Source organism: Sphingomonas sp. 66-10, assembly GCF_001897045.1.
GTDB lineage: Bacteria > Pseudomonadota > Alphaproteobacteria > Sphingomonadales > Sphingomonadaceae > Sphingomonas > Sphingomonas lycopersici.
Window position 1 is genome coordinate 60,801 of record NZ_MKRR01000094.1, and the last position, 22,885, is coordinate 83,685.

At 67.1% G+C, this 22,885-nt stretch carries 24 protein-coding genes; 6 read left to right on the forward strand and 18 right to left on the reverse strand.

All coding sequences use genetic code 11. The features are described from left to right. Positions 1-115 precede the first annotated feature (115 nt). The 7 genes from BGN95_RS07680 to BGN95_RS07710 all read right to left on the reverse strand — a co-directional run bounded on the left by BGN95_RS07680 (position 116) and on the right by BGN95_RS07710 (position 5,288). A complete protein-coding gene (locus tag BGN95_RS07680) occupies positions 116-265 on the reverse strand; it encodes a hypothetical protein (RefSeq protein WP_265313054.1) in 150 nt (49 codons plus the stop codon). Positions 266-337: 72 nt separating this feature from the next. After that, the gene (locus BGN95_RS07685) at positions 338-1,168 is read right to left on the reverse strand and encodes a helix-turn-helix transcriptional regulator (RefSeq protein WP_286772182.1); all 831 of its coding nucleotides are present in this window, start codon (positions 1,166-1,168) and stop codon (positions 338-340) included. 31 nt (positions 1,169-1,199) lie between these two features. Beyond that, positions 1,200-2,015 (reverse strand): DUF4198 domain-containing protein, encoded by an 816-nt coding sequence (locus BGN95_RS07690; protein WP_286772183.1) that lies wholly within the window; start codon positions 2,013-2,015, stop codon positions 1,200-1,202. A gap of 3 nt (positions 2,016-2,018) precedes the next feature. Further along, positions 2,019-2,507 carry a hypothetical protein gene (locus tag BGN95_RS07695; protein WP_286772184.1) on the reverse strand — a complete coding sequence of 163 codons (489 nt, stop codon included), beginning with the start codon at positions 2,505-2,507 and terminating at the stop codon, positions 2,019-2,021. Then, entirely contained in the window at positions 2,504-3,097 is a 594-nt protein-coding gene (locus tag BGN95_RS07700) for a HupE/UreJ family protein (protein WP_286772185.1), read from the reverse strand. The genes BGN95_RS07695 and BGN95_RS07700 overlap by 4 nt, the downstream gene beginning before the upstream one ends. After that, positions 3,094-4,323 (reverse strand): DUF4331 family protein, encoded by a 1,230-nt coding sequence (locus BGN95_RS07705; RefSeq protein WP_286772186.1) that lies wholly within the window; start codon positions 4,321-4,323, stop codon positions 3,094-3,096. Before BGN95_RS07705 ends, BGN95_RS07700 begins: the two co-directional genes overlap by 4 nt. Continuing rightward, a complete protein-coding gene (locus BGN95_RS07710; protein ID WP_265270335.1) occupies positions 4,320-5,288 on the reverse strand; it encodes an alpha/beta fold hydrolase in 969 nt (322 codons plus the stop codon). Before BGN95_RS07710 ends, BGN95_RS07705 begins: the two co-directional genes overlap by 4 nt. Before the next feature lie 139 nt (positions 5,289-5,427). Between BGN95_RS07710 and BGN95_RS07715 the strand changes: the two genes are divergently transcribed. Then, positions 5,428-6,087 (forward strand): 5'-methylthioadenosine/S-adenosylhomocysteine nucleosidase, encoded by a 660-nt coding sequence (locus tag BGN95_RS07715; RefSeq protein ID WP_286772191.1) that lies wholly within the window; start codon positions 5,428-5,430, stop codon positions 6,085-6,087. Here BGN95_RS07715 and BGN95_RS07720 read toward each other — a convergent pair. From BGN95_RS07720 to BGN95_RS07770, 11 genes are all read right to left on the reverse strand, one after another. Next, positions 6,084-6,644: a YkgJ family cysteine cluster protein gene (locus tag BGN95_RS07720; protein WP_286772193.1), complete on the reverse strand. Its 561-nt coding sequence runs from the start codon at positions 6,642-6,644 to the stop codon at positions 6,084-6,086. The genes BGN95_RS07715 and BGN95_RS07720 overlap by 4 nt on opposite strands. Positions 6,645-6,713: 69 nt before the next feature. Then, positions 6,714-8,339: a saccharopine dehydrogenase family protein gene (locus tag BGN95_RS07725; protein WP_286772194.1), complete on the reverse strand. Its 1,626-nt coding sequence runs from the start codon at positions 8,337-8,339 to the stop codon at positions 6,714-6,716. Between the two features lie 55 nt (positions 8,340-8,394). Next, a complete protein-coding gene (locus tag BGN95_RS07730) occupies positions 8,395-9,639 on the reverse strand; it encodes an FAD-dependent oxidoreductase (protein WP_286772195.1) in 1,245 nt (414 codons plus the stop codon). Between the two features lie 98 nt (positions 9,640-9,737). Next, positions 9,738-10,715: a YncE family protein gene (locus BGN95_RS07735; RefSeq protein ID WP_265270325.1), complete on the reverse strand. Its 978-nt coding sequence runs from the start codon at positions 10,713-10,715 to the stop codon at positions 9,738-9,740. Positions 10,716-10,724: 9 nt separating this feature from the next. Next, a complete protein-coding gene (locus BGN95_RS07740) occupies positions 10,725-11,618 on the reverse strand; it encodes a DUF1259 domain-containing protein (protein WP_265313065.1) in 894 nt (297 codons plus the stop codon). Positions 11,619-11,635: 17 nt separating this feature from the next. After that, positions 11,636-13,033, reverse strand: coding sequence for a chromate efflux transporter (gene chrA, locus BGN95_RS07745; RefSeq protein ID WP_286772196.1), 1,398 nt, complete (start codon positions 13,031-13,033; stop codon positions 11,636-11,638). Next, positions 13,030-13,884 carry a chromate resistance protein ChrB domain-containing protein gene (locus BGN95_RS07750; protein ID WP_286772199.1) on the reverse strand — a complete coding sequence of 285 codons (855 nt, stop codon included), beginning with the start codon at positions 13,882-13,884 and terminating at the stop codon, positions 13,030-13,032. The genes chrA and BGN95_RS07750 overlap by 4 nt, the downstream gene beginning before the upstream one ends. 146 nt (positions 13,885-14,030) lie before the next feature. After that, entirely contained in the window at positions 14,031-15,002 is a 972-nt protein-coding gene (locus tag BGN95_RS07755; protein WP_286772202.1) for a DUF2268 domain-containing putative Zn-dependent protease, read from the reverse strand. A gap of 45 nt (positions 15,003-15,047) precedes the next feature. Next, positions 15,048-16,166, reverse strand: a complete 1,119-nt coding sequence (locus tag BGN95_RS07760) for a P1 family peptidase (protein WP_265270316.1) — start codon at positions 16,164-16,166, stop codon at positions 15,048-15,050. A 106-nt stretch (positions 16,167-16,272) separates the two neighbouring features. Then, a complete protein-coding gene (locus BGN95_RS07765; protein ID WP_286772207.1) occupies positions 16,273-18,585 on the reverse strand; it encodes a GH92 family glycosyl hydrolase in 2,313 nt (770 codons plus the stop codon). Positions 18,586-18,690: 105 nt separating this feature from the next. Next, positions 18,691-19,113: a VOC family protein gene (locus BGN95_RS07770; protein WP_179511182.1), complete on the reverse strand. Its 423-nt coding sequence runs from the start codon at positions 19,111-19,113 to the stop codon at positions 18,691-18,693. A 188-nt stretch (positions 19,114-19,301) separates the two neighbouring features. Here BGN95_RS07770 and BGN95_RS07775 point away from each other — a divergent pair, with 188 nt between their 5' ends. The 5 genes from BGN95_RS07775 to BGN95_RS07795 form a co-directional block, all read left to right on the forward strand. Then, on the forward strand, positions 19,302-19,679 hold the full coding sequence (locus tag BGN95_RS07775; protein ID WP_286772208.1) for an ArsR/SmtB family transcription factor: 378 nt from the start codon (positions 19,302-19,304) through the stop codon (positions 19,677-19,679). After that, positions 19,676-20,167, forward strand: coding sequence for an SRPBCC family protein (locus tag BGN95_RS07780; RefSeq protein WP_265270310.1), 492 nt, complete (start codon positions 19,676-19,678; stop codon positions 20,165-20,167). Before BGN95_RS07775 ends, BGN95_RS07780 begins: the two co-directional genes overlap by 4 nt. Before the next feature lie 126 nt (positions 20,168-20,293). Beyond that, a complete protein-coding gene (locus BGN95_RS07785) occupies positions 20,294-20,833 on the forward strand; it encodes a VOC family protein (RefSeq protein WP_265270308.1) in 540 nt (179 codons plus the stop codon). 12 nt (positions 20,834-20,845) lie between these two features. Further along, positions 20,846-21,784, forward strand: coding sequence for a helix-turn-helix domain-containing protein (locus BGN95_RS07790; protein WP_286772212.1), 939 nt, complete (start codon positions 20,846-20,848; stop codon positions 21,782-21,784). 148 nt (positions 21,785-21,932) lie between these two features. Further along, on the forward strand, positions 21,933-22,885 hold a 953-nt coding region (locus BGN95_RS07795; protein WP_286772213.1), incomplete at its 3' end, for a TonB-dependent receptor plug domain-containing protein.

The following is a 22,885-nucleotide window of genomic DNA, read 5'->3' on the forward strand; positions in this document are numbered from 1 at the left end:
TCCGCTCCGGATTATATTTAGCCGGCCAAGCCGATTTGACGAGCAGTGATTACGACCTGTGGTGCGCGTGGCTAGCCCTTGTGGACGCCCCACGCACATCGAGTGCGTCGAACCGTCACACGCCCTCCCGATCGACGGACGCCGTCGCTTCGCGCAGCGCGATGGCACATTGCTCGCAGCACACTTCGACGACGGTGCCGCCGATGGTGACCGATCGGCGCGCCTCGTCGAGCGGCATGTCGCATGCTGCGCAATTGTCCTGCATGGCTTTTCTCCTCGATTCAACGATGCCGACGGAAGGCGTTGTCCGCTGTCGATTACTTAGCCGCTCTTAAGGTCACCGTACCCGGACGGCGCGCTGGAATTCCCCCGGCGAGCGACCATAGAGCTGGCGGAACGCGGAGGTGAAATGGCTGTGGCTGGAAAAGCCGAGATCGAGCGCGAGCATGGTCAGATCGCGGCAATCGCTGAGCAGATCGAGCGCGCGCGCCAGCCGCAGGCGTAGCTGATAGCGATAGAGCGGCACCCCTTCGGCCTGTGCGAAGACCTGGGTGAGATACACCGGCGACACCCCGACCTCCCGCGCAATCGCCGCCAGCGTCCAGCGACGCCCGGGATCGGCGGCGAGCAGCAGCTTGGTCCGGTCGACCAATTTCTCGCGCCCATAGCTCGTCGCCCGTTCGTGCGAGGTGCGCTCGCCGAGCGACCGGCGGATCAGCGTGAGGGCAAGCGTTTCCGCCTCCAGCGTTTCCATTGCCCCGCGCGCGAGGCCGTGGCGCAGCAGCGCGACGAGCGCCTGCGCCCTGGGATCGATGCCGCGATGGGCGCGCCTGAAGCGGGTCGCCGGCCCCTCCGCGAGCTGGTCGGCGGGTGCCAATTCCCGGATCAGCGCGGGATCGACCGCGATCGACAAGCAACCGTCGCCGCCCGATACGGGATGGCTGACGGCATATTCCTCGTCTTCGTTGAAGAAGACGAGCTGATTGGCCTCCGCGACGGTTTCCCCCGCGCCGACATGCCGCATGAACGCGCCGCGATAGGGATAGACGAGGTGGAGCGCGGTCGCGCATTCGCTCGGCGTCTTATGCTTGCAGTCGCCGCTGCACCGTATGTCACGGATCGACAGCGTCGTCGTTTCCAGCAGCGATGTGACGCGCAATTCGTTCATGGCCTGCCCATCTCCCTGCCAATGTAGCGCATCATTCGATCGCGCCAAAGCTGAGGCTGGAGAAACTGGTGTCGAAATCGGTGAGGCTGGTTTTCGGCTGCGGCCGCGTCCAGATGACGTTGAGCTGCCAGTTGCCCTTGCCGGGCAATCTGAACACCGCACGCCCCTGCGCGTCGCTGCGGCGCATCGCGACGGGTTCGGCATCGTGGTCGAGGTCGTTCAGCTTCACCAGCGCGCCGGCGAGCGGCGTGCCGCGATAATAGATGCGCACCGGCAGCGCGCCGCCGCGCCCGATCGTCAGCGGATCGGCCTCCGGCACGATCTCCAGCGCCAACCCGGCGGGCTTCGTCACGCGGCTCGCCGGCTGCGCACCCGCAAGCCCGACGCGTACGATCGTCTTCGCGTGGCGGCTATAATTCTCCGCGCCGTCCGCATCCATGCGCCCCGCGCTGGTGCGCAGCGCGATCGCGGGCGTCAAACCTTCGACCTTGAGATAATCGTTGAAGCGGATCGCCGGCAGATGGCTTTCGGCGCGATTGTCGGTTTCGAGCAAGACGACATAGGTTCCCGGCGCACCGAACGCCGCCGTCGCGTCATCCGCGCCGCCGATATGCATGCCGGGCCTGAGGTCGATCTGCCGCCCGTTCGGCGCGATCGCCGCAAACCGCACGATCCGTCGCGCGGGGATCGGCGAGCGCTGGCGATACGGGCCGTGCCCGACCTGCAGCGTCATCCGGATCGGCTCGCCCGGCGCGGCTTGCCAGCGCGCGGGTTGGAGCCAGAAATCATGCGCGTCGGCGGCGACGGCGACGGCGAGCAGGCACAGCGGGGCGAAACGAAGAGGCATCGCTTACTCCAGATGATCGGGCAGATAGCCCGGCGTCACGGGCAGGATCGTGAGCGTGGCGTTCAGCGCCCCGATCGCGACAAGCCAGCCGGCAACCACACGGATTGGCAACCGCGAGCGCTTCCTTGCCAGCAGGATGCTCACGACGGTGGAGAAGGTGAGCGCCACGGCGAACCAGCCGAGCGTTCCCACGCCCGCCACCCGGCCGAGCAGTCCCGCCGTGCCGCCCGAAACGATCGCGATCACGAGGTTCAGCGCGTGGGGGCGCAAGCGATCGGGCAACCACAGGCTGCCCGCCGCGATGATGATGAGCCCCCAGGCCAGCGCCAGCAGCGGCTCGCCCCTTCCCGCGTCGGGCGTGGGCAAGACCGCACCGACGATCACGGCGAGCGCAATCGCGCCGAGCAGCACGCCCCCTTTCCGGCCGAAACCGACCGTCAGCCCCCCGGTCGCGACCCCGAGCAACGCGAGCGCGAGATGCGGATCTCTCATGCGCCCGCCGCCTGTACCAGAAAGACGACGCCCAGCACGGCGATCGCGCCGCCCGCCAGCCGAATCGCGATCGCACCGTGCCGGTGATCCGCAGCAAGGCCGATCGCTATGCCGACGACATGGAGAGCGCCGGTGGCGAGAACGAAGCCGGTGCTATAGCCGATCGGATCGGCGGCGGAGGGCAGTTCGCGGCCATGAGCGTAGCCGTGGAACAGCGCGAACGTCGCAACGACGGTCACCGCGAGCCAGACCGGCGCGCGGAAAGCGGCCGCGACGCAGCCGCCGAGAACGAGCACCGACAAGGCGATCCCGATCTCGACCGGCGGCATCGGCCGCGCGAACATGCCCGCTACCGCGCCGACCACCATCATCAGCGGGAAAGTAACCGGCAGCAGGTAGATCAGCGGCCGGCCGAGAAATGCGCCCCAAAGCCCGACCGAGATCATCGCGAGAAGATGATCCCACCCGCTCAACGGATGCATGAACCCCGACGCGAACCCACCGGCGAGCCCCGTCCCGGTATGCGCGGCCGCCGGGCTGGATATGATCGCAAGCGCCGCGGCGGCGACGGCCGGCACGATGTTCCTCATGACCCCGGCACCGCAGGATCGGGCGCAGCCAGGAACGGGAAGATCGAGGTGGAATGCACCTTCTCATCCGCATGGACGCCGTCGTCGATGCCGCTGGTGGTGCCATTGGCGAGCAACGATCGATAGACGTTCACCGCGTCGTAATTGATCGTGCGGCCCCCGCAATCCTTCTCCAGCGCGCGCTCGCCGTTCAGCGCGGCGCGCTCGGCCGCGAAAAGCTGGGTGCAGATCGACGAGCGGCTGTTGATCCATAACCGGTCGTCGGCAAGCAACCGCGCCAACGGCCAATATCGCCGCGCCGGCGGGGCATTGTGGTCGACCAGCAGGCTGTCGCCGCATCGGCCGTCGAGGCCGTCGTACAATGCGATCCCTTTGGCGATCTCCGCGACAAAGGGCGCGCCGGTTGCCGGGCTCGCGTGATTGTATCGCTCCTTGATCTCGTTCTGCGCATCGTCCGATCCCAGCGTGACGAGCAGCGCATTGCCGGTGAGCGGACGCGCCGCCCGGTCGATCTGCCCTTTGGGGCCGCGCGTCGATGCCCAGACCGCGATCAGCGGGCCACCCCGGGTGACCGGCGCGAGATCGACCGAGACGACGATCGAATCCGGCGTCCATCCGCGCAGGAAGTTCGTCGGTGGTCCGCCGTTGGTGTGCCGCCACGCATCGCGGATCGCGGCGGTTTGCGCCGCATCGAACCTCGGACAGTTCGCAGCATCATAGCGCGCGGAGCCGGCGAGCGCCTTGGTCGCGACATTGTACATGTCACGCGTGCCGCGGACGTTGTTGAAGAAGGGATCGTCACGCAGCCCGGCATAGACGCGGAAGCTTTTCCCGCCGCTCAGCAGCCCCTCCGCATAGCTGGCATCGCCGCGCGCCCGGTCGACTTTCCCTAACGTGCAATCGGCGGCGGTCGCGTTGGCGAAGCGGCAAACGAGATCGATCGTCGCGGTCGTCCGGCCGAAGCGGCGTCCGCTGTCGATATGAAAGACATAAGCGATCTTGTCGGAAAGGCTGTGCCCGACGATCGTCATCACCAGATTGAGATGCCGTCCGTCGGGCGCGATCCAGGCGAAGAGATCGCCGATGTCGGCGCGCGGATCGGCGATCACCGACGGCGAATCGAGATGATCCGATGCAACGGACGGCGTCGCGACGATAGTCGCCAGGAGCAACGCCGCGCCCTGCACGGCGCGGGACAGCGATTGCAGCACGATCGGCCCTTTCACGCTTTGGCCCCGCGCCACAGCGCGTCGGCCTCTTCGACGATTACGTCCGGCCGCTCCTCGGGCCAGAACAATTTGGCCTTTTCGATCCGCCGGACGCCGCGCGAATTGCCGAAAGCCTGCGCGAGAAAATCGGCGTTCGCGGGTTCGAAGATCGTATCGGCCGTTCCCCACACGATACGCGTCGGGACGGGACAGCGCGCCAGCATCGGCGCGATACCGCGCAACGCGTTGCCGCCCTGCGCGATCGCGTGCGCCTCGGCCTGACGCGCGCGCGCCGGGCTCGACAGAAGCGGGCCGAAATACATCTCGATCGCTTCGTCGGTGGGATTGGCCGGATCGGCGTAGCACATCCCGCCGAACTGATCGGCGGCACGGGCGCGGTCGCGGCTTGCGTACCACGGCTCGATCCATTGCTTCACATAGAGGCCGTTGCGCGCCAGCTCGATCACCGGCCGCATCGCCGGCGGTGGACTCTGCCGCTCGGTATCGCAATTGGTGAGCAACAAGGTGCGGACGCGATCGGGGTGATGCGCCGCGAGCAATTGCGCCACCGCACCGCCGCTGTCGTTGGCGACGACATGGACGCGGGCGATCTTCAGCGCGTCGAGCAGCGCGATGAGCATCGCGGCCTGGCTCGGCGCCGACAGGTCCTGCCCCTCGGCCGCTTCGGTCGCACCCAACCCTAGGAAATCGGGCACGATACAGCGGTAAAACAGCCCGAGCTGCTCGACTGCATCCCGCCATTGAAAACCGCTCAGCGGATAACCGTGCAGAAAGAGCGCGGGGTCGCCCGATCCCTGATCGATAAAGGCGATCCGGCCGAAACCGTTGCTGACGAAGCGTCGACGCCGGCTCCATTCCGGCACGCGAAACCGATCGAAGCTCGGTGCGGCGCGCGCGGGGTGCGCGATCGCGGCGCATGCGATCGCGCCTACGCCAAAGCGCAGCATATCTCTGCGGTTCATAGCGGGTCCTCCGTTTGTGGAGGCGGTGATGCGCCAAACCGGCCGAGCGGCGCTGTCAAAATCTTTAGCGGTTGCGGGTCTTGTTGCAGAAAAGACTTCGCGCAGCCCATAAGAGGTTTCCCGATAGAAGTGAGGGTTCGTGGGCGATTTTGAGCTTATCGCGGGCAAGCGCGTCCTGTTCGTCATGGCGACGGACGCGGAATATGGCCCTCACCTCCGCAAGTTGTTCAGGCCGCTAATGACCGGCGTCGGCCCGATCGAGGCTGCGCTGGCGATGGGGCAGGCATGTGCCTCGATGAAGCAATCCGGCGGCCTGCCGGATGTGGTCGTTTCGCTCGGATCGGCAGGATCGCGGCGGTGCGCGCTTGGCGAGGTCTATCAGGTCAGTACCGTCTCCTGGCGCGATATGGATGCCTCGCGGATCGGCTTTCCGAAGGGGGTGACGCCCTTTCTCGGCCAACCCGCCGAGATATCGCTGTCGACACCGCTACGGCTGGAAACGGCGCGGCTCTCGACCGGGGCGAACATCGTCGGTGGCGAGGCTTTCGCCGCGATCGACGCGGATATGGTGGATATGGAAACCTATGCCGTGGCGCGCGCGTGCCAGGGCTTCGGCCTGTCGTTGATCGGCCTACGCGGGATATCCGACGGCCCCGGGGAGATCGACGGCATCACCGGGTGGACCGATCTCCTGCCATTGCTGGATCAGCGATTGGCCGAAGCGGTAAACCTGCTGCCCGAGGCGCTGATGCAGGTTGAGGATGCCCCGCATCAACCCGCCGTTCGAACGAGCTTCTAGCCCTCGGTCGAAAAGACGCCGTAATGCTCGCGCCACGCGGCCACTTCGTCGCGGAGATGCGCCGGCGCGGGATCGCCCGATATAACCAGGCGGGCGACATCGCCGTCGGGATGCATCAGCATCTTCTCCGATCCGTCGCTGAACCAGACGGGCGCCAGCCGGTCGCACAGGCTGTCGAGCACGATGCGCGCCATCCCGCTCTCTATCGCGTCGCTGCCGGCGAGCTTGCGGACATTGATCGAGACACCCTCGAAGCAATTGCGCGGCTCGCGCACGAAATTGAGCGAAACCAGCAGACCGGACCGATCGGGTCGGGCTTCGTCGGGCAGGCTCGCGATCCGGCGCCAAGCGCAGAACCATGTCCGGCAGATCGGAGGGCGCGTCTCGTGAATGCCGCACCCGCCCGGAACGAGATGCGCGCAGGGCGTTCCCGCGGGTTTCTTGAACTCGGGCGTATCCACCGTCAGGACGGTGCAACATGCCACGCACCCGCCGCACTCGCGATCGGCAAGCACCGGCCCCAGCAGGATGGTTTCCAGTTCCGGCTCGGTGGACATCCGTGAAGGACTGCCTCGGCGCCGACGCGAATACAAGGGCGGGCGGCACGCTTGTCGCCGGCCATTGATCTATCGCGCCTCAAGCCGCCCGCGATAGTGCACGATCCGGCCCAGAACCGGCAGCGCGATCGGCACGTCAAAATGGAAACGGCCGTCCTCTTCCCATTCCCGCGCGAGCGAGCGTGGTGCAAGCGCCAGCGGCAGGCGAAGCGGGCCGATCCACCACCGGCGCATGACCATCGCCAGCCCATGTTCGTCGGAAGGAAGCTCGAACCCGAAGCGAAACGCGCCGAAGCGCTCGACCAGCCAGCGGCCGTCCTGGCTCAGCCGGCTATGGAAGCGCTTGCCGCTGAAGGTGCGTATCCACGTTTCCACACCGTCTCGCTCCTCGAATGCGACGTGGAGTTCATGCGTCCCGGCGCGCGGAAAGCCGATGAGCGACGCGATGGCCCCCGTCAGGAGGTTTCTCGATCCGGTCACCTCGGCAACGCCGCTCGCCCCGCCATCGCGCAGCGTCTCGTGCATGGCGCGGACGGCGGGCGGCAATTGCTCGAACCGGGTCCCCATCACCCGCGCGTAGAGCGGTGGCGAGCGAATATGCTCGGTCACCTCGTGGCGGATCGAGAGCCCGTCGAATGCAGGCTGATAGTCCGAGAGACCGAGACTCATCCCTGCGTCGCGCGCGCCGGCCGGCTCAAGCCCGTCGAGGATATGCGAAATCAAGGGCGGCACCGACAGCGCGGGAATCTCCGGGCCGTCGCCCCTGCTCGCGAGCAGCGTCCAGCGGCGCTCGACGCGCTTACCGCCGATTAGGCCGAACAGTCGCACGATCATCGCCGACCGGTCGCTCCCCATCCAGCCCGTCAGGCCCTGCAGCGGTCGCAAGAAACGCGCCATCGGCGCCAGGTTCGACAGCAATTTCCACCGAACCAGCCAGCTTGCGAGCCATAATACGCGCGTCTGAAACCCGAGTTCGGTGCCCGCGCGGAAGGTGACGGCCGGTCGACCGGGCAGCCTTTCCGGCAATAGTTCGTGGTCCGGCACATCGACGAGCGCGACCAGACGGCGATCCAGCGGCCGCTCTCCGGCGACGACGAAATGTTCGCGGCGAAGCTCTTGCCACCCGATCCGTTCGATCCACCGCCTGCCCCGCCAGAGCTTCAGCGGCTGGCCAAGCTGGGCGAGGATCGCGGCCGCGACGGCTGGCCCGGCGGTGGTGCGATTCGACGCGCTGATCGCCATTTCGACCGCCCGCACCTGCTCGAAACCGACGGCGAGTTTGCGGACGACGGCGCCGGACAACGCGGGCACGCTGGACGCACCCGAGATGACGACGACACCGGCGGCCTTCGCCGCGGCGTCAAGCGTCACAATGCCGCACACGAATGCGCGCGCGTCGGCGATGTCGACATAATGGACCCCGGCCGCGACGCACGCCGCCGGGATCGTATAATCGAGCGTCTGGAAAGGACCCGAAGCGTCGACCAGCACGGCTGGTCGATGGTCGCGCAACGCTGCGGCGACGGCGGCGCGATCGATCGCGACCGGGGTCAAGCGCGGCTGGTCAGCGCAAAAGGCCCGAGCCTTCGCGAGACTACGACCCGCGACAAGCACATCGTGCCCGGCCGCAGCGAGCCTCCGCGCAATACGTCCGCCAAAACCGCCGTAGCCGCCGAGGACGAGGATGCGGCTCAAGGCAGGCGCGACGCTGGTTCAGCCGCGGGATCAGCCCGGGCCGATGTCTTGCTTCTCATGCCGCGTGCCGGATCGGCTCGTCCGGCTGAGCCGGTTGCCGTGCGTCGAGGCCGAGCGGGCGCAGCGGATTGCCGATCAGCCCGCTGACCATCGCCGCCTGTATCCAGGTTGCCGGCCACAGTTTCGACAGCGGCCCGACCAGTCGGTCGCGAACGAGCGGCAACAGGCGGCTGTCGGATTGATAGACCGGCGTGAACAGCGCGGTGAGCCGCTGATACAGATGGACATGCCGTCGCCGTCGGGCGACCGCGTCGGCCAACCCCTCCGCCACGCTCTCGCTCTCGCGGAGCCCCTTGGCGAGCGCCCAGGCGTCGAGCAGCGCCATATTGGCGCCCTGCCCGAGCTGCGGGCTCGCCGAATGCCAGGCGTCGCCGATGTGGATGAGCGCGGGTTCGGCCGGATCCCGCAACGTGCGATGGGCATAATGCGCGAAGGTGAGCTGATCGGGGCTGACGATCTGATCGAGCAACGGCGCGCACGCGGGCCACAGCCCCAGAACCTCGGCTTTCCACGCATCCAGCCCGGCGGTGCGCCAGGCGTCCAGCCGATCGGCGCGGAGCGACCAGAAGAAGGCAGCCTGCCGCCGCCCGGCGTGCGGCGACGCACCGACGGGGAGAACGCCGACCATCGTGCTCGCCCGCAGATAGCGCTGCTCGAGCGCCGCCTCGTCGAAGGTCGTCGCGTCGGGCCAGTCGAGGCTGGCCCATAAGGCGCCATAGGCCAGCGAATGCCCCGTGGGTGGCGCAAGCGGGGTGCGCGTTCCCAGCGCGTCCACGACGAGGTCGAAAGGCCCGGCCATATCGCCGTCGGCGAAATGCAGGCGACGCTTCGCGCCGTCAGCAACGCTGCCCGCCACCGTCCGTCCCGTCGCGATCGGCACGCCGGCGGTGGTGACCGCATCGTGAAGCAGCGCGAACAGGCTCGCGCGATGGATGCCGATGCCGAAGGCGGACGGGCGGCCCAGCGCGGCATAGCGCACGTCCAGCACGACGGGGCCGGCCGTCCCGGCCTGACCGATCAGCCGATCGACCCGCGCCCCGCTCTCCAGCGCGATCTCGGCCAGCCCGAGCTGTTTCAGCACGGCGAGGCCGGTCGGCTGGAGCATGAGCCCCGATCCGATCGGCTGCGGCGCTTCGAACCGCTCGAACAATGTCACGCGGTGTCCGTCGCGCTTCAACAGCAGAGCGGCTGCGAGTCCCCCCGGCCCGCAACCGGCGACGGCGATATCGAGTGGCCCCATGTCTCCTTGCTAGCGCGAGAATCCCTCCGGACAACCGTCAAACGCCGGCCCTCGGCTATTTTGACATTGGAGCCGCGACCGGCGCGACCGCCATGCGATCAGCGGCGATGAAGCAGGCTCTGTTTGAACACCCAGATCGCCGCGGGCTGCCCGCGTGACGGGACCGCGACGAACAACCTTTCGAGTTCAGGCACATAGAGCCCGGTGCGGGCGCCATCCTGGGTTTCGATGCGCTCGCGTCGGCCGTCATCGTCGACGATGTCGACATGGCCGGTGCCGCATATCACCAGCACGCGCTTGCCCGCCAGGAACAGGTCGTCGGCATCCCCGCAAGCGAACTTCAGCGACAGCGTCTTTCCGTTCCGCGTATCGATCGTCGCGAGCCCGGCGGGTAGCCGATAGGCGATCTTGATCGACTGCCCGCTGGGCTCGATCGCCATCGGAAAGTTGAGGCGCTGGAGCCCGGTCAGCCAACGTGCGAGCTGCCGTCCCTGATCGATATCCGCCGCGATGATCGATCCGTTCCCCGGCACATTGATATAGGCGCGCGCGCCCGCGAGCTGGAACCCCTCGGGATGACCGGGCAGCGCTAACCGGGCGACGACGATGTGACGCGCCGGATCGATCGTCGCGAGGCCGCCCTTGCCATAGCCGACGACGACACGCCCGTTGCGCTGGTCGACCCGAATGTTGTCGGCATCGTCGCCGAGGTCGAGCCGCGCGAGTTCGTGGTGATCGGCGGCATAAAAGCGCACGGTGCCGTCACCACAGGCGACGACCAGCTGCCGCACTGCCGGAAGCCAGGCGACGCCCTGCGGTTCGGAAAGACCCGCGATCCGCGCTTCGACGCGCCCGCCCTCGATATCGACGATATCGACCGTCCCGTTGGCGATTTCGGCGACGAGCAGGCGACGATCCGCCAGATCGATCGCGAGATGGTCGATCCGGCCGCTGGTGTCGGGGAGCGGGATCGTCCGTTCGAGCACGAACGACGAAATCGACTGTTCGGGCTGCGCCAGGCTGCATCCGGGCAGCCCGATCAGCAACGCGGCCGAGAGGCGTGTGCGGCGGCGCATCGCCGCGGCTCAATTCGCCGCGACGGCCACGTGCTTCAGCGCCGCCGCCAACCCGCGCGCCAGTTTCTGCGCGTCGTCATCGGCCCAGAAGTGCATGAAGAACAGCCGCGGCTCGTCATCGAGCATATGGTTGTGGAGCGCCGTCACCTCGATCCCGTTCGCGCGCAGCGTCCGCAGCACCGGGTTGACCTCTGTGGCGGTGAGTACGAAGTCGCCGGTGATCGCGGCCTTGCCGCCCTCGGTCGGCTGAAAATTGATCGCCTCCGCCGCGCCCATCGCCGGCGGCAAGACCATCTCGCCCTCGCGCGGCGCTTCGGCACGGGGAATGCCGAAGGCATAGACTCCGCCGCCCGCTTTGCCCTTGTGGCCAAGGATGCGGTCGAGCGCCCCGGTATCGAGATCCAGCGCCTCGGGCGCAGCCGAAGCATTCGCGGGCGGCGCCGAGAGCGGGGTGCCGCTCAGCGCCAGCGCGTCGTGCAGCGTCCGCGCCAGCTGGGCCGGGTCGCCATGTCCGGCGATGTGCATGTACATCGTGTGCGGCGTGTTGCGCAGCAGATGGTTGTGGAGCGCGGTGATCTCGATCCCGCCGGCGATCAGCTTGGCCATCACCGGATTCACCTCGGTATCGGTGAGCACCAGATCGCCCATGACCATCGCCTGCCCCGGCCCGTGCGGCGCGAACGCCAGCCACGATCCCAGCGCCAGCGCCGGCTTCAGCGTCACGCCGTCGAGCGTCACCTTGAGATCGCTGCGCGGCAGGCCGATGCGATAGACGCCGCCGGGCATCTCCGCGCCCGGCTTGCCGATCGCCGCGGCGACCGCCTGTTGCCACGGTTCGGCCGCCTGCGCGGGAACCGTGAAGGCGAGAAGGCTGGACAGGGCAATTGCCGCAACGCGCATCATGTCTTTCTCCTCTCGCCTCAGGCCACCACGCCGGACAAATAGAGCAACACGCCGACCGCCGATGTCGTCGCCAGAACCGGGATCATCCCGACCTTGAACCGAAATACCGCAATCGCGGCGCCCAGCGCGAGCAGCAATGCCGCGAGATCGAGCGACGCGAGCACCGGCACGTCGAACCCGAGCCCGGCATAATGGACCCGCAGCACCGCGCGAAACAGCGTGTGGATGCCGAACCACACCGCAAGGTTGAGGATCACCCCCACCACCGCCGCGGTGATCGCGCCAAGCGCGGCGGAGAGCGCGCGATTGCCGCGCAGCCGCTCGACGAACGGTGCTCCGGCGAAAATCCACAGGAAGCACGGCACGAACGTCACCCAGGTGGTGAGGATCGCCCCCAAGGTCGCGGCGACCAACGGCTGCAACACGCCCGCATCGCGATAAGCGGCGAGGAAGCCGACGAATTGCGTCACCATGATCAGCGGCCCCGGCGTCGTTTCGGCGAGCCCGAGGCCGTCGAGCATCTCCCCTGGCCTGAGCCAGCCGTAGGTGCCGACCGCCTCCTGCGCGACATAGGCCAGCACGGCATAGGCACCGCCGAAGGTAACTACCGCCATCTGGCTGAAGAACAGCGCGATCTGGCTGAACACGTTGCTCGGGCCGAACAGCGCCAGGAGCAGCGCGACCGGCGCCAGCCAGAGGATCAGGAAAACGCTGGAGATAGTGAGCGACCAGCGGAGGTTGGGACGCGCATGGTCAGGCAAGTCTTCCCCGAGCACGGTATCGCGGTCGTGGACGACATTCCCGCCGGACGGACCGTGCCCCCCTCCTCCCGAGAAGGCAGGCAAACCGAGCCGGCCCCCAAGATAACCGATGACGGCGGCGGCAAGCACGATCAGCGGGAATGGCGCATTGAAGAAGAAGATCGTGACGAACGCCGCGGCCGCGACCCCGCGCATCACATTGTTCTTGAGCGCACGCGATCCGACCCGCACCACCGCCTGGACGACCACCGCCAGCACCGCCGCCTTGAGCCCGAAGAACAGCCCCGTGATCAGCGGTGTATGGCCAAGCAGGACATAGAGATAGCTGAGCCCGAGGATCGCGACGAAACCGGGCAGGACGAACAGCCCCCCGGCGATCAGCCCGCCCTTTGTCCTGTGAAGCAGCCAGCCGATATAGGCCGCGAGCTGCTGTGCCTCCGGGCCGGGAAGCAGCATGCAATAATTGAGCGCGTGGAGGAAACGCGCCTCGCCGATCCATCTTTTCTCGTCGACGAGGATGCGGTGCATCACCGCAATCTGCCCGGCGGGGCCACCGAAGCTCAGTGCCGCGATCCGCGCCCAGACGCGCACTGCCTCGCCCAACGTGATGTCGTGGCTTCGCTGCGCCGCGGCGATATCGACCGCGCCGCTCATGACCGCCCCTTTCCCGCAGCGCGCGCCTTTGCCGGCTGGTGCGATACCCAATTGTGGGTTTCGTCGGTCGCGTCGCGGCACCAGCGGAAGAAGGCGTCGTAGAGAAGCATCCCCGCCTCGAGCTGCTCCAGATCGTCGGCATACATGCGCGAAAGCCCGAGCGATGCGGCGAGCAGCCCCGCCGCCTCCGGCACGAGATCCGGCCGCGCGGTATCCGCGCCGCGCACGATCGGCGCGAGCCGCGCGAGCGCGGGATATCCGCCGAGCCCGAACGCCTCGATCATCACGTCGAAGGTGCAAAGCTCGCCGCGGTGGCTCCAGCGCACCCCTTCGCCTTCGATGTCGAACGGTGCTGCATCGAAACGCTCGGCAACCGCCTGCACCTCCGACGGCGCCACGAACAGGAACACCGCGCCGGGATCGACGAACCGCCGGATCAGCCACGGGCAGGCGATCCGATCGACCTTGGGCCGGGCGCGCGTCACCCAGATCGTCCGCCCGTCGGCGTCGCGCGGCGGCAAGGCCGTCTCCGGCACGAGCGGCAGGCCGGCGCCGGCCCATTCGGCAAGACCGCCGTCGAGCGCCTCCGCCGCGACCCCTTCGTGGCGCAGCCGGGCCGCGACACCCTGGCTCGATGCGCCGCCATCGCGACAGATGACGACCGCCGAGCGCCCGCGGAACGCCGGCGCCCAGCTCGCGATATCGGGCGACGGGCGATGGAAGCTGCCGGGAACGAGAAGCGGCTCGGCGGCGAATTCATCGCCCCCGCGCACGTCGATCAAGGCCGGACCGGTCGGAATGCCGATCAGCCGCGCGAGCTTGTCGGATGAGATAATATTCAAAACAGACATAACGCGCCCTTTCGCAAAAGCAGGACGCGATGCTTCAGCCTGTCGCCTCGTGGGGAGATCGCAACCCCCATGTCGTCAGTAAACGCAGCGTAACGATCGGTGTCAACCGTTGGATTCCTGCGCGTTGCGCCCGGGAGCAGATTCCGTCAAACGGGATGAGCCGCTCGCTGGGTCGTCGCAGCCTTCAGCGCCGGCGGCGGACAATTCGCCTTGGCATCGGCCATGAGGCGGACGAGCGTCGCGCGCAGCAGCTTGCGCGCCGCGGGATGATCGAGACGATCGAGCTGATCGATCCTCCGCCCGGTCGCGGTGGCGATCCGGAACCCGACATAATAGCCGAAGCGCTCGGGCAAATCCGACGGCGGGTGGCCCCCGCCCTGCAACGCCTGCGCCACGACCGCGTCGTCGGTATCGTCGAAATGGGCGGCAACGAAGCAGAGCGCCGTCGTCCAGCGCTGATCGGTCGCGGCCCTGATCGGCGCCGGCATGTCGAGCAGAAGCTGATGATCGGTCGCGCCCGGGTTCATCGAGGCCGCGGCATCGACCGCCAGCCCCTCCTGCCACAGCACGCACCAGAATTGATCGCAATCGCGAAACGCCCGCTGGTGTTCGAGGTGGAACAGTTCGTGATCGAGGAAAGGCTCGAGCGAATCGTCGGCGTGGAGCCGCGCGATCATGTCGGCGCCGAACAGCATGACCAGGCGGTGCCCGGGCTCCAGATAGTCCGAGCCGCCGTCGCGCACGCCGAGCGAATGATAGAGATAGATCGGCAGCGGGGGCGTGAAGCTCGGAAAAACGGTGCGGAACTTTGTCACGGCGTCGGACAGTGCGCCGGGAAAGGTGCTGATCGCGCGATCATATCCGTCCTGCCTCGCCGGGAAATCGGCAAGGGCCCTGGCGATGCGCCGATCCGTGGCCGCGCCGTCGGCATAAACCCCCGGCAGCAAGGCGGAGAGCGTGCGGCGCACCGCGGCAATCCGCATCGCCTCCGGCTGCCCCGCGGTCGCAAGGGCCACCTGCTCGAAGGGCGTGGCGAGATCGGTGAAGCCAACCGGCGCCGCACCGAGGCAGGACAAGCCGAGGATCGCGATCGATATTCGCAGAATCAGATTTCGCATCTTGGCGGCCCCGTTCATCTGCTCAGCTTTCATCTACGCCGCCGATCATGGGACGCGCAGCATCGGCAGGACCTTGTCGAGCGGCAGCGCCTCGATCGTCCCCTGATCCCCTTTGACCGTGGTGCCGGCGAACAGCGAGTTGATCGCGGCTTCCTCGGTCGCCTCCGCCACAGCCTGGAATAGCGGCGACATCGCGTCATTGGCGAGCTGGTCGGACGCCGCCACCCCCGATCGCCGCGCCGGCGTGCGACGCACCGCCGGATTGGTTGAGAAGGCGACGGCATAATCGCCCGAGCCGTTCGAGAAGCCCGAGCCGGTCCGCGCGATCCCGGCGAAGGCGCGCTCCGCCAGCCGGCGCAGGTTGCGATCGGAGAGCGGCGCATCTGTGGCAACGATCACGACGACCGACCCGTCAGCTTTCTTCTGTTCGATCTCGCGCTTGAAATCATAGCGACCGAGCCGGACGCCGACCGGCACGCCCGCGATGCTCAGCACCCCGCCGTAATTGGTCTGGGTGAGCACGCCTACCGTCCAGCCGCCGAGGGACGCGGGAAGCTTGCGCGACGCCGTGCCGATCCCGCCTTTCCAGCCGAACGCGACGGTGCCGGTGCCCGCGCCGACGCCGCCCTCCGCGACCGGCCCGTCCTTCGCGTCTTCGATCGCGCGGCGCGCATCGGCGATCGTGACGTGTCGGCCGCGGATATCGTTCAGAAAACCGTCATTGGTTTCACCGACGACGGCGTTGACCGACCGCACCTGCTCGTTCCCGGGCTGCGCCAGCGTCCATTCGACCGCCGCCGCGGCGCCCTCCGCGACATTGAGCGTATTGGTGAGGAGGATCGGCGTCTCGATCTCGCCCAGTTCCTCGATCTGGGTCGAGCCGACGAACTTGCCGAACGCGTTGGCGACGAAGAAACCCGCCGGCACCTTGTCCTGAAACAGATTGCCGCCGTGCGGCAGCACCGCGGTCACCCCGGTATGGACATGATCGCCGCGGACGATCGTCACCTGCCCGACCTTGACGCCCGCGACGTCGGTGATCGCGTTGAGCGCGCCGGGCTGGAGAACGCCGATGCGCACCCCCGCCTCCCGCGCCCGCGGCGCAGCCGACGCGGCGGTGGCCGCGATCATCAAGACGGTGACGATGGCAGCCGACGCCTTCATTCTCGCTCCCCTTTTACGTGCGGCTGCTTTTCGGGTTGGGCGAAGCGAAATCAAGAGCTGAATTCGCGCTCGTCCGCCAGCGTGCACCTGTGGATCGATCTGCCCGCTATCGCTTCGACATCGAAAATGGCCGCGCCGCCTCCCCGCTGCCCCAAAGCTTGTTCGGCGATGCGCTCATCGTGAAGCGCAGCTCGCCCCCGGCGCGCACCTCCTCGTCCCGGATGTAGCTGCGTTCGAGCGCGGCGCCGTTCAGCGTCGCGCCGGCGACATAGCGGTTGGTGGCGGACAGGCCGTCGGCGATGACGGTGAAGCGCTTGCCGTCGGGCAGGTTGAGCGTTGCGCGATCGACGAACGGCCGGCCGATGACATATTCGTTCGATCCCGGCGCGACGGGATAGAAACCGAGCGCGGTGAACACCAGCCAGGCGGACATCTGGCCGAGGTCGTCGTTGCCGGCGAGGCCGTCGGGCGCCGGTTTATATTGCGACGCCACGATCTGCGCGAGCCGCTCCTGCGTGCGCCACGGCGCGCCGGCGAAATTGTAGAGATAGGCGACGTGGTGGCTGGGCTCGTTGCCGTGGATATATTGGCCGATCAGCCCGGCGATATCCTCCGCATGGCTGTAATCGAGCTTCGAGTTGTCATAGTCGAACATCGCGTCGAGCTTGGCGATCGCCTTCGCGTCGCCGCCGAGCAGGCGGACCAGCCCGGCCTCGTCCTGCGGCATGAACCAGCTATATTGCCACGCATTACCCTCGGTATAATCGGATCCGTAATTGATCGCGGTCGGATCGAACGGCGTGCGGAATGCGCCCGACGACAGCCGCGCGCGCACCCAACCGGTGCTGGCATCGAAACTGTTGCGCCAATAGCCCGCGCGACGCTCGAAACGGTCGGCGATCTGCGTCCGCCCCATCGCGCGCGCCATCCGCGCGATCGTCCAATCGTCATAGGCATATTCGACCGTCTTGGACGCCGCCTCGGGCTCCTTGTCGATCGCGACATAGCCGCGCGCGATATAATCACCGAGCCCGCCGTAAGGCGCATAATCCGCGCTCGCGACCATCGCGTCGAGCGCCGCATCGGCGTCGAACCCGCGGATGCCCTTCAGATAGGCGTCGGCGATCACCGGCGCGGCGTGATAGCCGATCATCGTCCAGGTCTCGCGCCCCGCGAACTGCCACACCGGCAGGATGTCATAGGGGCTGTGCCGCCGGCTCTCGACGAGCGAACGAACGACGTCGACGGTGGTCTGCGCTGGCTGAACCAGCGTGAGCAGCGGATGTTCGGCGCGGAACGTATCCCATAATGAGAAGGTCGAGCGGAAGGTGAAGCCCTTGGCGACATGGACCTGGTCGTCGGGCCCGCGATAGCGCCCGTCGGCATCGCTCCACACGCTCGGCGCGAGCAGCGCGTGATAGAGCGCGGTATAGACATTGGTGCGCATCGGCGCGGGCGCGTCGATCTCGATCGCCCCCAGCGCCTTCGCCCAGGCCTGTGCGGTGGCGCCACGGATCGCGTCGAAACCGCCGGGCTCGGCATCGAGATTGGCGACCGCCCCCGCCTCGTCGACGCCGGACAGCGCCACCCGCATTTCGAGCGGGGCGGTCAGCCGGCCGAAATCGAGCCGCGCCTCCAGCGCCCGTCCCAGCTTCTCCGCCACCGCATCGCTGCCCCGGCCCGGCCCCTGAAAGCCCTTGTACGCTACCGCGGTATCACGATCGACGAACGCATGCCCGGTCAGCGGCGCGGAAAAGCGCATCGCGAAATAGAGCTTGCGGCCGGGCGCCCAGCCGCGCGTCTCGCGAAATCCGGTCAGCGTGCCATCCGGGCGGAGATGCAGCCCCGACCACAGGATCTTGCCCGGATAATTGTAGAGCGACGTGCGCAGGTCGATCAGCAGATGCGCCGCGCGGCCGGCGGGGAAGCTGTAGCGGTGGACCCCGATCCGCGTCCCGGCGGTCAGTTCGGCGCGAATATCGTGATCGGCGAGCGTCACCGCATAATAGCCGGGCCGCGCCACTTCCGACGCGTGATCGAAGCGCGATCGATACCCCGAACCCGGCCGCCGCGGATCGCCCGGATCGAGCCGCACCTGCTCGCCCGCCTGCGGCATGACCAGCACGTCGCCGAGATCGGAATGGCCCGCGCCCGAGAAATGCGTGTGGCTGAACCCCTGGATCGTCGGATCCTCGAAGCGATAGCCCGCGGCATGCCCGTAGCAGGCGCGGATCTCGCAACTCGTGTCGGTGTCCGGCGACAATTGCACCATCCCGAACGGCGCGGTCGCGCCGGGAAAGGTATGCCCCTCCCCGCCCGTCCCGATCATCGGATCGACCGCATCGATCGGCGCGGGGACGGTCGTCTGCGCCGCCGCCGTACCGGAAATCACCAGTGCAAGAGAAAGAAGGATACGCATGACGCGATCTAAGCAGGTGTCGTCGCGCCGCGGAAGCGCTCGTGCAGGGCAAGTCGGGCTGGTTCGCTGTCGATTCCAGCCCGCCCCGCATGAGCGGCAGAGCCATCAGATTGAAAACGTAACGAATCCCTTCTCGTCGATATGCCACGCCGGGTTCCACGCGATTTCCCAGGCGTGATCGTCGGGATCGGCGACATAGCCGCGAACGCCGCCGTGCGGCGGCGCATCGGCGGGCCTGACGATACGTCCGCCCGCCGCGGTCAGGCGGGCCATCACTTCTTCGACCTCGGCCTCGCTCGACACATTATGCCCGAGCGAGAATGCGCCGGGAGAGGATAAGCCGAAACGATTCATGTCCTTTTCGAGCGCGGTCTTGTCGAACGTCCCCAGCACCGATCCGTTCATCTGATAGAAGACGATCTCGTGATTCTCGAACACCGGCGCCCAGCCGAATCCGTCCACGTAGAATCGACGCGACCGCGCCAGATTCGCGACGCCAAGCGTGATGACCGATATCTGTTGTTGCATAACCAAAACCTTCCATTCGCTCCCGCGCCAGTGCGGGCAGCGTTCAAGGTCTTGGGACTCAACGCCGCAGCGAAGGTCAGGGCCCGTTTTCACGGGGACCGGGCTAACCGCACCGGCCTCCCCTTTTTCGACGGCGCGCTTTTATCAGCACCGGCATCGGCCGGCAACACGACCGTCGTGATCCGCTATTGACGAAATATGTGCAATCATGCATATGCACGGATATGGATATAGATGTTTTCGACGCCCTGGCCGATCCGACGCGACGCCGCGTGGTTGCGGCGTTGCGGCAAGGTGAGCGGCAGGTGAACGATCTCGTCGCGGCGGTGGGCATCCACCAGTCGGGCGTGTCCCGCCATCTACGCATCCTCAGCGAGGCGGGTTTCGTCACGATGCGGCCAGACGGGCAGCGGCGGCTCTATTCACTGGCGCCCGGCCCGTTCCGCGAAATCGACGAATGGCTCGCCCAGTATCGCGCGCTCTGGGAGAAGCGGCTCGATCGCTTCGGCGCGGCGCTCGAGGCCCGGCAGGCGCAACAAGATCAAGCACGGAGTGAAGAAGAATGACCGACCAGATCCAGTCGAGCATCGTGATCGAGCGCAGCTATGCCGCCGACCGCGAGGCATTGTGGGCGCTGTGGACGACGAAGGACGGGTTCGAATCCTGGTGGGGCCCCGAGGGATTCCGGGCGGACGTGCGGGAGATCGAGGCGCAGCCCGACGGCGCGTTGCACTATGCGATGGTGGCCGACGCGCCCGACATGGTCGCCGCGATGAAGCAGATGGGCCAGCCGACATCGACCGAATGCAAGGGCCGCTTCTCGGAATTCCGCCCCTATGACCGGCTGGTCCTGACGCAGATCATCGACTTTCTGCCGGGGGTACAGCCCTATGACAGCACGATCGAGGTGGATTTCATCCCGGCCGCCGAGGGGAAGGTGCGGATGATCGTCACGCTGCACCAGATGCACGACGCGAAGATGACGCAGATGCAGCGCATGGGGTTCACCAGCCAGCTCACCAAGCTCGACAAACGCTTCGGCTGGACCGGCTGACCGGCGGCGGCCCGATCATCGAAGTTCCAAGCCCGGATTCGCATTTTTGAAAATTTCACCTATAAGAACTTCCGATGTCGAAAGGCGACCGGAAGATCGCCGCGGGAGAGAGAAGAGAGCGGCAGCATGGATCTGGGCTTCGGGCAGACTTTGGGCGGGATCATGCAGACGGCGTTCGTCGTCGAGGATCTTCGCGCGTCGATCGACCATTTCGTGCGCGATTGCCGGGCTGGCCCGTTTTTCGTGCTCGAACACTTTCTCGCGCCCGATCAATGCTATCGCGGGGAGCCGTCGCGCGCTGACGTCACGATCGCGATGGGGTTCGCCGGGCATATGCAGATCGAGCTGATCCAGCCGCTCGACGACAATCCATCGGTCTATCGCGAGACGATCGACCGGCGCGGCTATGGCTTTCACCATTTCGGCATCGCCTGCGCCGATGTCGATGCCGATCTGGGCCGGTATCAGGCGTGCGGCTATCAACTGGCCTTTCGCGCCGCCGTTCCGACCGGCGGTGCCGTGGCGTATCTGGAAGGCGGCGACGTGGCCGCGCCGGCCTTCCTGGAGCTTCTGCCCGCCACCCCGGCGATGAACGAGCATTTCACGCGCTTCTGGCGCGCCTCACGGGCATGGGATGGACGGGATCCCGTCCGGCCCTTTCTGTGACGGGAGGCGGGTGTGGGAACGATCGAAAAGTTCGCAACGACCCGGATCGCGCCGCGCCAGCGGCTACGTTACTGGAACGATCTGGTCGACCGGATCTACACCGGCACCTGGGTCAACACGCAGGGCGAGGAATTCCGCGGCGAGATGTGGCGCTGGGACATCGGCGACCTGGCGATGATCCGCCCGCGTTCCACGCAATCGACGGTCGGGCGGCGCGGCGCCGCCGCCGGGGGCGAGGAGCGCGTGATCCTGCACCTGCAGTGCCGCGGCAGCAGCCGCCACACCCAGAACGGCGACGAATGCGTGCTGCAGCCGGGCGATTTCGTGCTCAGTTCGCCGCACCAGCCCTATACGATCGATCTTCGCGAGCATGAATTGCTGGTGGTCGAATTCCCGCGCGCGCCGCTGGCGGAGCGGATACCGAAGCTGGACGACATGCTGCGCCGGCATATGACCGGCGGCACCCCCGGCGGGCGCGTATTCCACGATTTCCTGCTCTCGCTGTGGCAATTGGGCGATCAGAGCGAGCTGGACCCCGAATGGGAAAGCGGCGTGACCACGGTATTCTACGATCTGTTCGCGCTGGCGATGCGCGGTGCGCGGCACGCCCCGCGCGGCGCGCATGCCGGCGATCACGCGCTGAGCGAACGCATGGTCTCGCTGGTCGAGGCGAGCCTGGGCGATCCGGCCTTGGGCAGCGCGATGCTGGCGACATCATGCAACACCTCGATCCGCACGATCCAGAACGTGTTCGCCGCAATGGGCACGACCCCGACCGCCTATATCCTCGAACGCCGCCTGCGCCGCGCGGCGGACCGGCTGATCGTCGCCCCCGATACCAGCATCACCGATATCGCCTTCGACCTCGGGTTCAACGACAGCGCCTATTTCACCCGTTGCTTCCGCCGGCATTTCGGCGCCGCCCCGCGCGACTGGCGCGCCGCGCGCTGATCCCCACCGCTGCGTCTGCGTTTCCGTCCTGACGATCTGCGCCGCAGTGCAAGCACCGGCGGCGCCGGCGACGGCAGTGTTCCCCGGTCATCTGCGGCGAAGCCCGAAGGCTTCGGATCAGGCGCAGATGGTTCGGGGGAGGTTTGCGATGATCGAGCGCGTATCGGTTTCACTCGCCGTTCTTGCGGCGGCACTGGCCGCGCCGGCGACGGCGCAGGAGCAAAAGGCGTCCAGCGAGGGAATTCAGGACATCGTCGTCACCGCGCAGAAGCGCGTGGAGAATGTACAGAACGTCCCGATCTCGATCAGCGCCTTCACCGCCAGCGCGCTGCAGGAGCGCGCCGTGACCAGCGTCGCCGCGATGTCGAACCTCGCGCCCAATGTCACGCTCGATGCGGGAACGCCGTTTTCCGGTTCGGGCCAGGTGCTCGCCGCCTATATCCGCGGCATCGGCGCGAACGATTTCGCGTTCAACATCGATCCGGGCGTCGGCATCTATCTCGACGGCGTGTATCTCGCGCGATCGGTGGGCGCCAATCAGGATCTGCCCGACGTCGAGCGGGTCGAGGTGCTCAAGGGGCCGCAGGGCACCTTGTTCGGCCGCAATACGATCGGCGGTGCGATCTCGATCGTCACCCACGATCCGGGCGACGAATTCCGCTTCATCGGCAGCGCCACCACCGGCAGCTACAATCTGATCAACGTGAAGGGCACGGTCGATGTCCCGATCGCCACCGGCCTTGCCTCGTCGCTGAGCTTCGCGGTCAACAGCCGCAACGGTTATCTGCGCCGCATACCCTATCCCGGCGCCACGGCTTACGCATCGGATCCGGTGACCGCGTTCCGCGCGTCGGGCTATGAGAATATCGGCTACGGCACCGAGGGCGGCGACAAGACCTATAACCTGCGCGGCAAGATCAAATATTCGGGCGGCGGCTTCCGCGCGGTGCTCTCCGCCGATTACAGCAATACCGATACGTCACAGATCGCCAATCGCGTGATCGCGATCTTCCCGGGGATTTTCGCAGGCACCTATAATTGCGCGATCGCGGGCAATCCGGTGGTCGCCGGCGGGGGCAGGTGCGATTCCCAGATCGCCGG

Coding starts and splice junctions, on each gene's coding strand:
- BGN95_RS07780 (WP_265270310.1), top strand. CDS start 19,676: ATGACCGACCAGATCCAGTCGAGCATCGTGATCGAGCGCAGCTATGCC.
- BGN95_RS07680 (WP_265313054.1), bottom strand. CDS start 265: ATGCAGGACAATTGCGCAGCATGCGACATGCCGCTCGACGAGGCGCGC.
- BGN95_RS07735 (WP_265270325.1), bottom strand. CDS start 10,715: ATGCGCCGCCGCACACGCCTCTCGGCCGCGTTGCTGATCGGGCTGCCC.
- BGN95_RS07760 (WP_265270316.1), bottom strand. CDS start 16,166: ATGAAGGCGTCGGCTGCCATCGTCACCGTCTTGATGATCGCGGCCACC.
- BGN95_RS07695 (WP_286772184.1), bottom strand. CDS start 2,507: ATGAGAGATCCGCATCTCGCGCTCGCGTTGCTCGGGGTCGCGACCGGG.
- chrA (WP_286772196.1), bottom strand. CDS start 13,033: ATGAGCGGCGCGGTCGATATCGCCGCGGCGCAGCGAAGCCACGACATC.
- BGN95_RS07740 (WP_265313065.1), bottom strand. CDS start 11,618: ATGATGCGCGTTGCGGCAATTGCCCTGTCCAGCCTTCTCGCCTTCACG.
- BGN95_RS07685 (WP_286772182.1), bottom strand. CDS start 1,168: ATGAACGAATTGCGCGTCACATCGCTGCTGGAAACGACGACGCTGTCG.
- BGN95_RS07690 (WP_286772183.1), bottom strand. CDS start 2,015: ATGCCTCTTCGTTTCGCCCCGCTGTGCCTGCTCGCCGTCGCCGTCGCC.
- BGN95_RS07785 (WP_265270308.1), top strand. CDS start 20,294: ATGGATCTGGGCTTCGGGCAGACTTTGGGCGGGATCATGCAGACGGCG.
- BGN95_RS07755 (WP_286772202.1), bottom strand. CDS start 15,002: ATGCGAAATCTGATTCTGCGAATATCGATCGCGATCCTCGGCTTGTCC.
- BGN95_RS07770 (WP_179511182.1), bottom strand. CDS start 19,113: ATGCAACAACAGATATCGGTCATCACGCTTGGCGTCGCGAATCTGGCG.
- BGN95_RS07750 (WP_286772199.1), bottom strand. CDS start 13,884: ATGTCTGTTTTGAATATTATCTCATCCGACAAGCTCGCGCGGCTGATC.
- BGN95_RS07765 (WP_286772207.1), bottom strand. CDS start 18,585: ATGCGTATCCTTCTTTCTCTTGCACTGGTGATTTCCGGTACGGCGGCG.
- BGN95_RS07730 (WP_286772195.1), bottom strand. CDS start 9,639: ATGGGGCCACTCGATATCGCCGTCGCCGGTTGCGGGCCGGGGGGACTC.
- BGN95_RS07720 (WP_286772193.1), bottom strand. CDS start 6,644: ATGTCCACCGAGCCGGAACTGGAAACCATCCTGCTGGGGCCGGTGCTT.
- BGN95_RS07710 (WP_265270335.1), bottom strand. CDS start 5,288: ATGAACCGCAGAGATATGCTGCGCTTTGGCGTAGGCGCGATCGCATGC.
- BGN95_RS07700 (WP_286772185.1), bottom strand. CDS start 3,097: ATGAGGAACATCGTGCCGGCCGTCGCCGCCGCGGCGCTTGCGATCATA.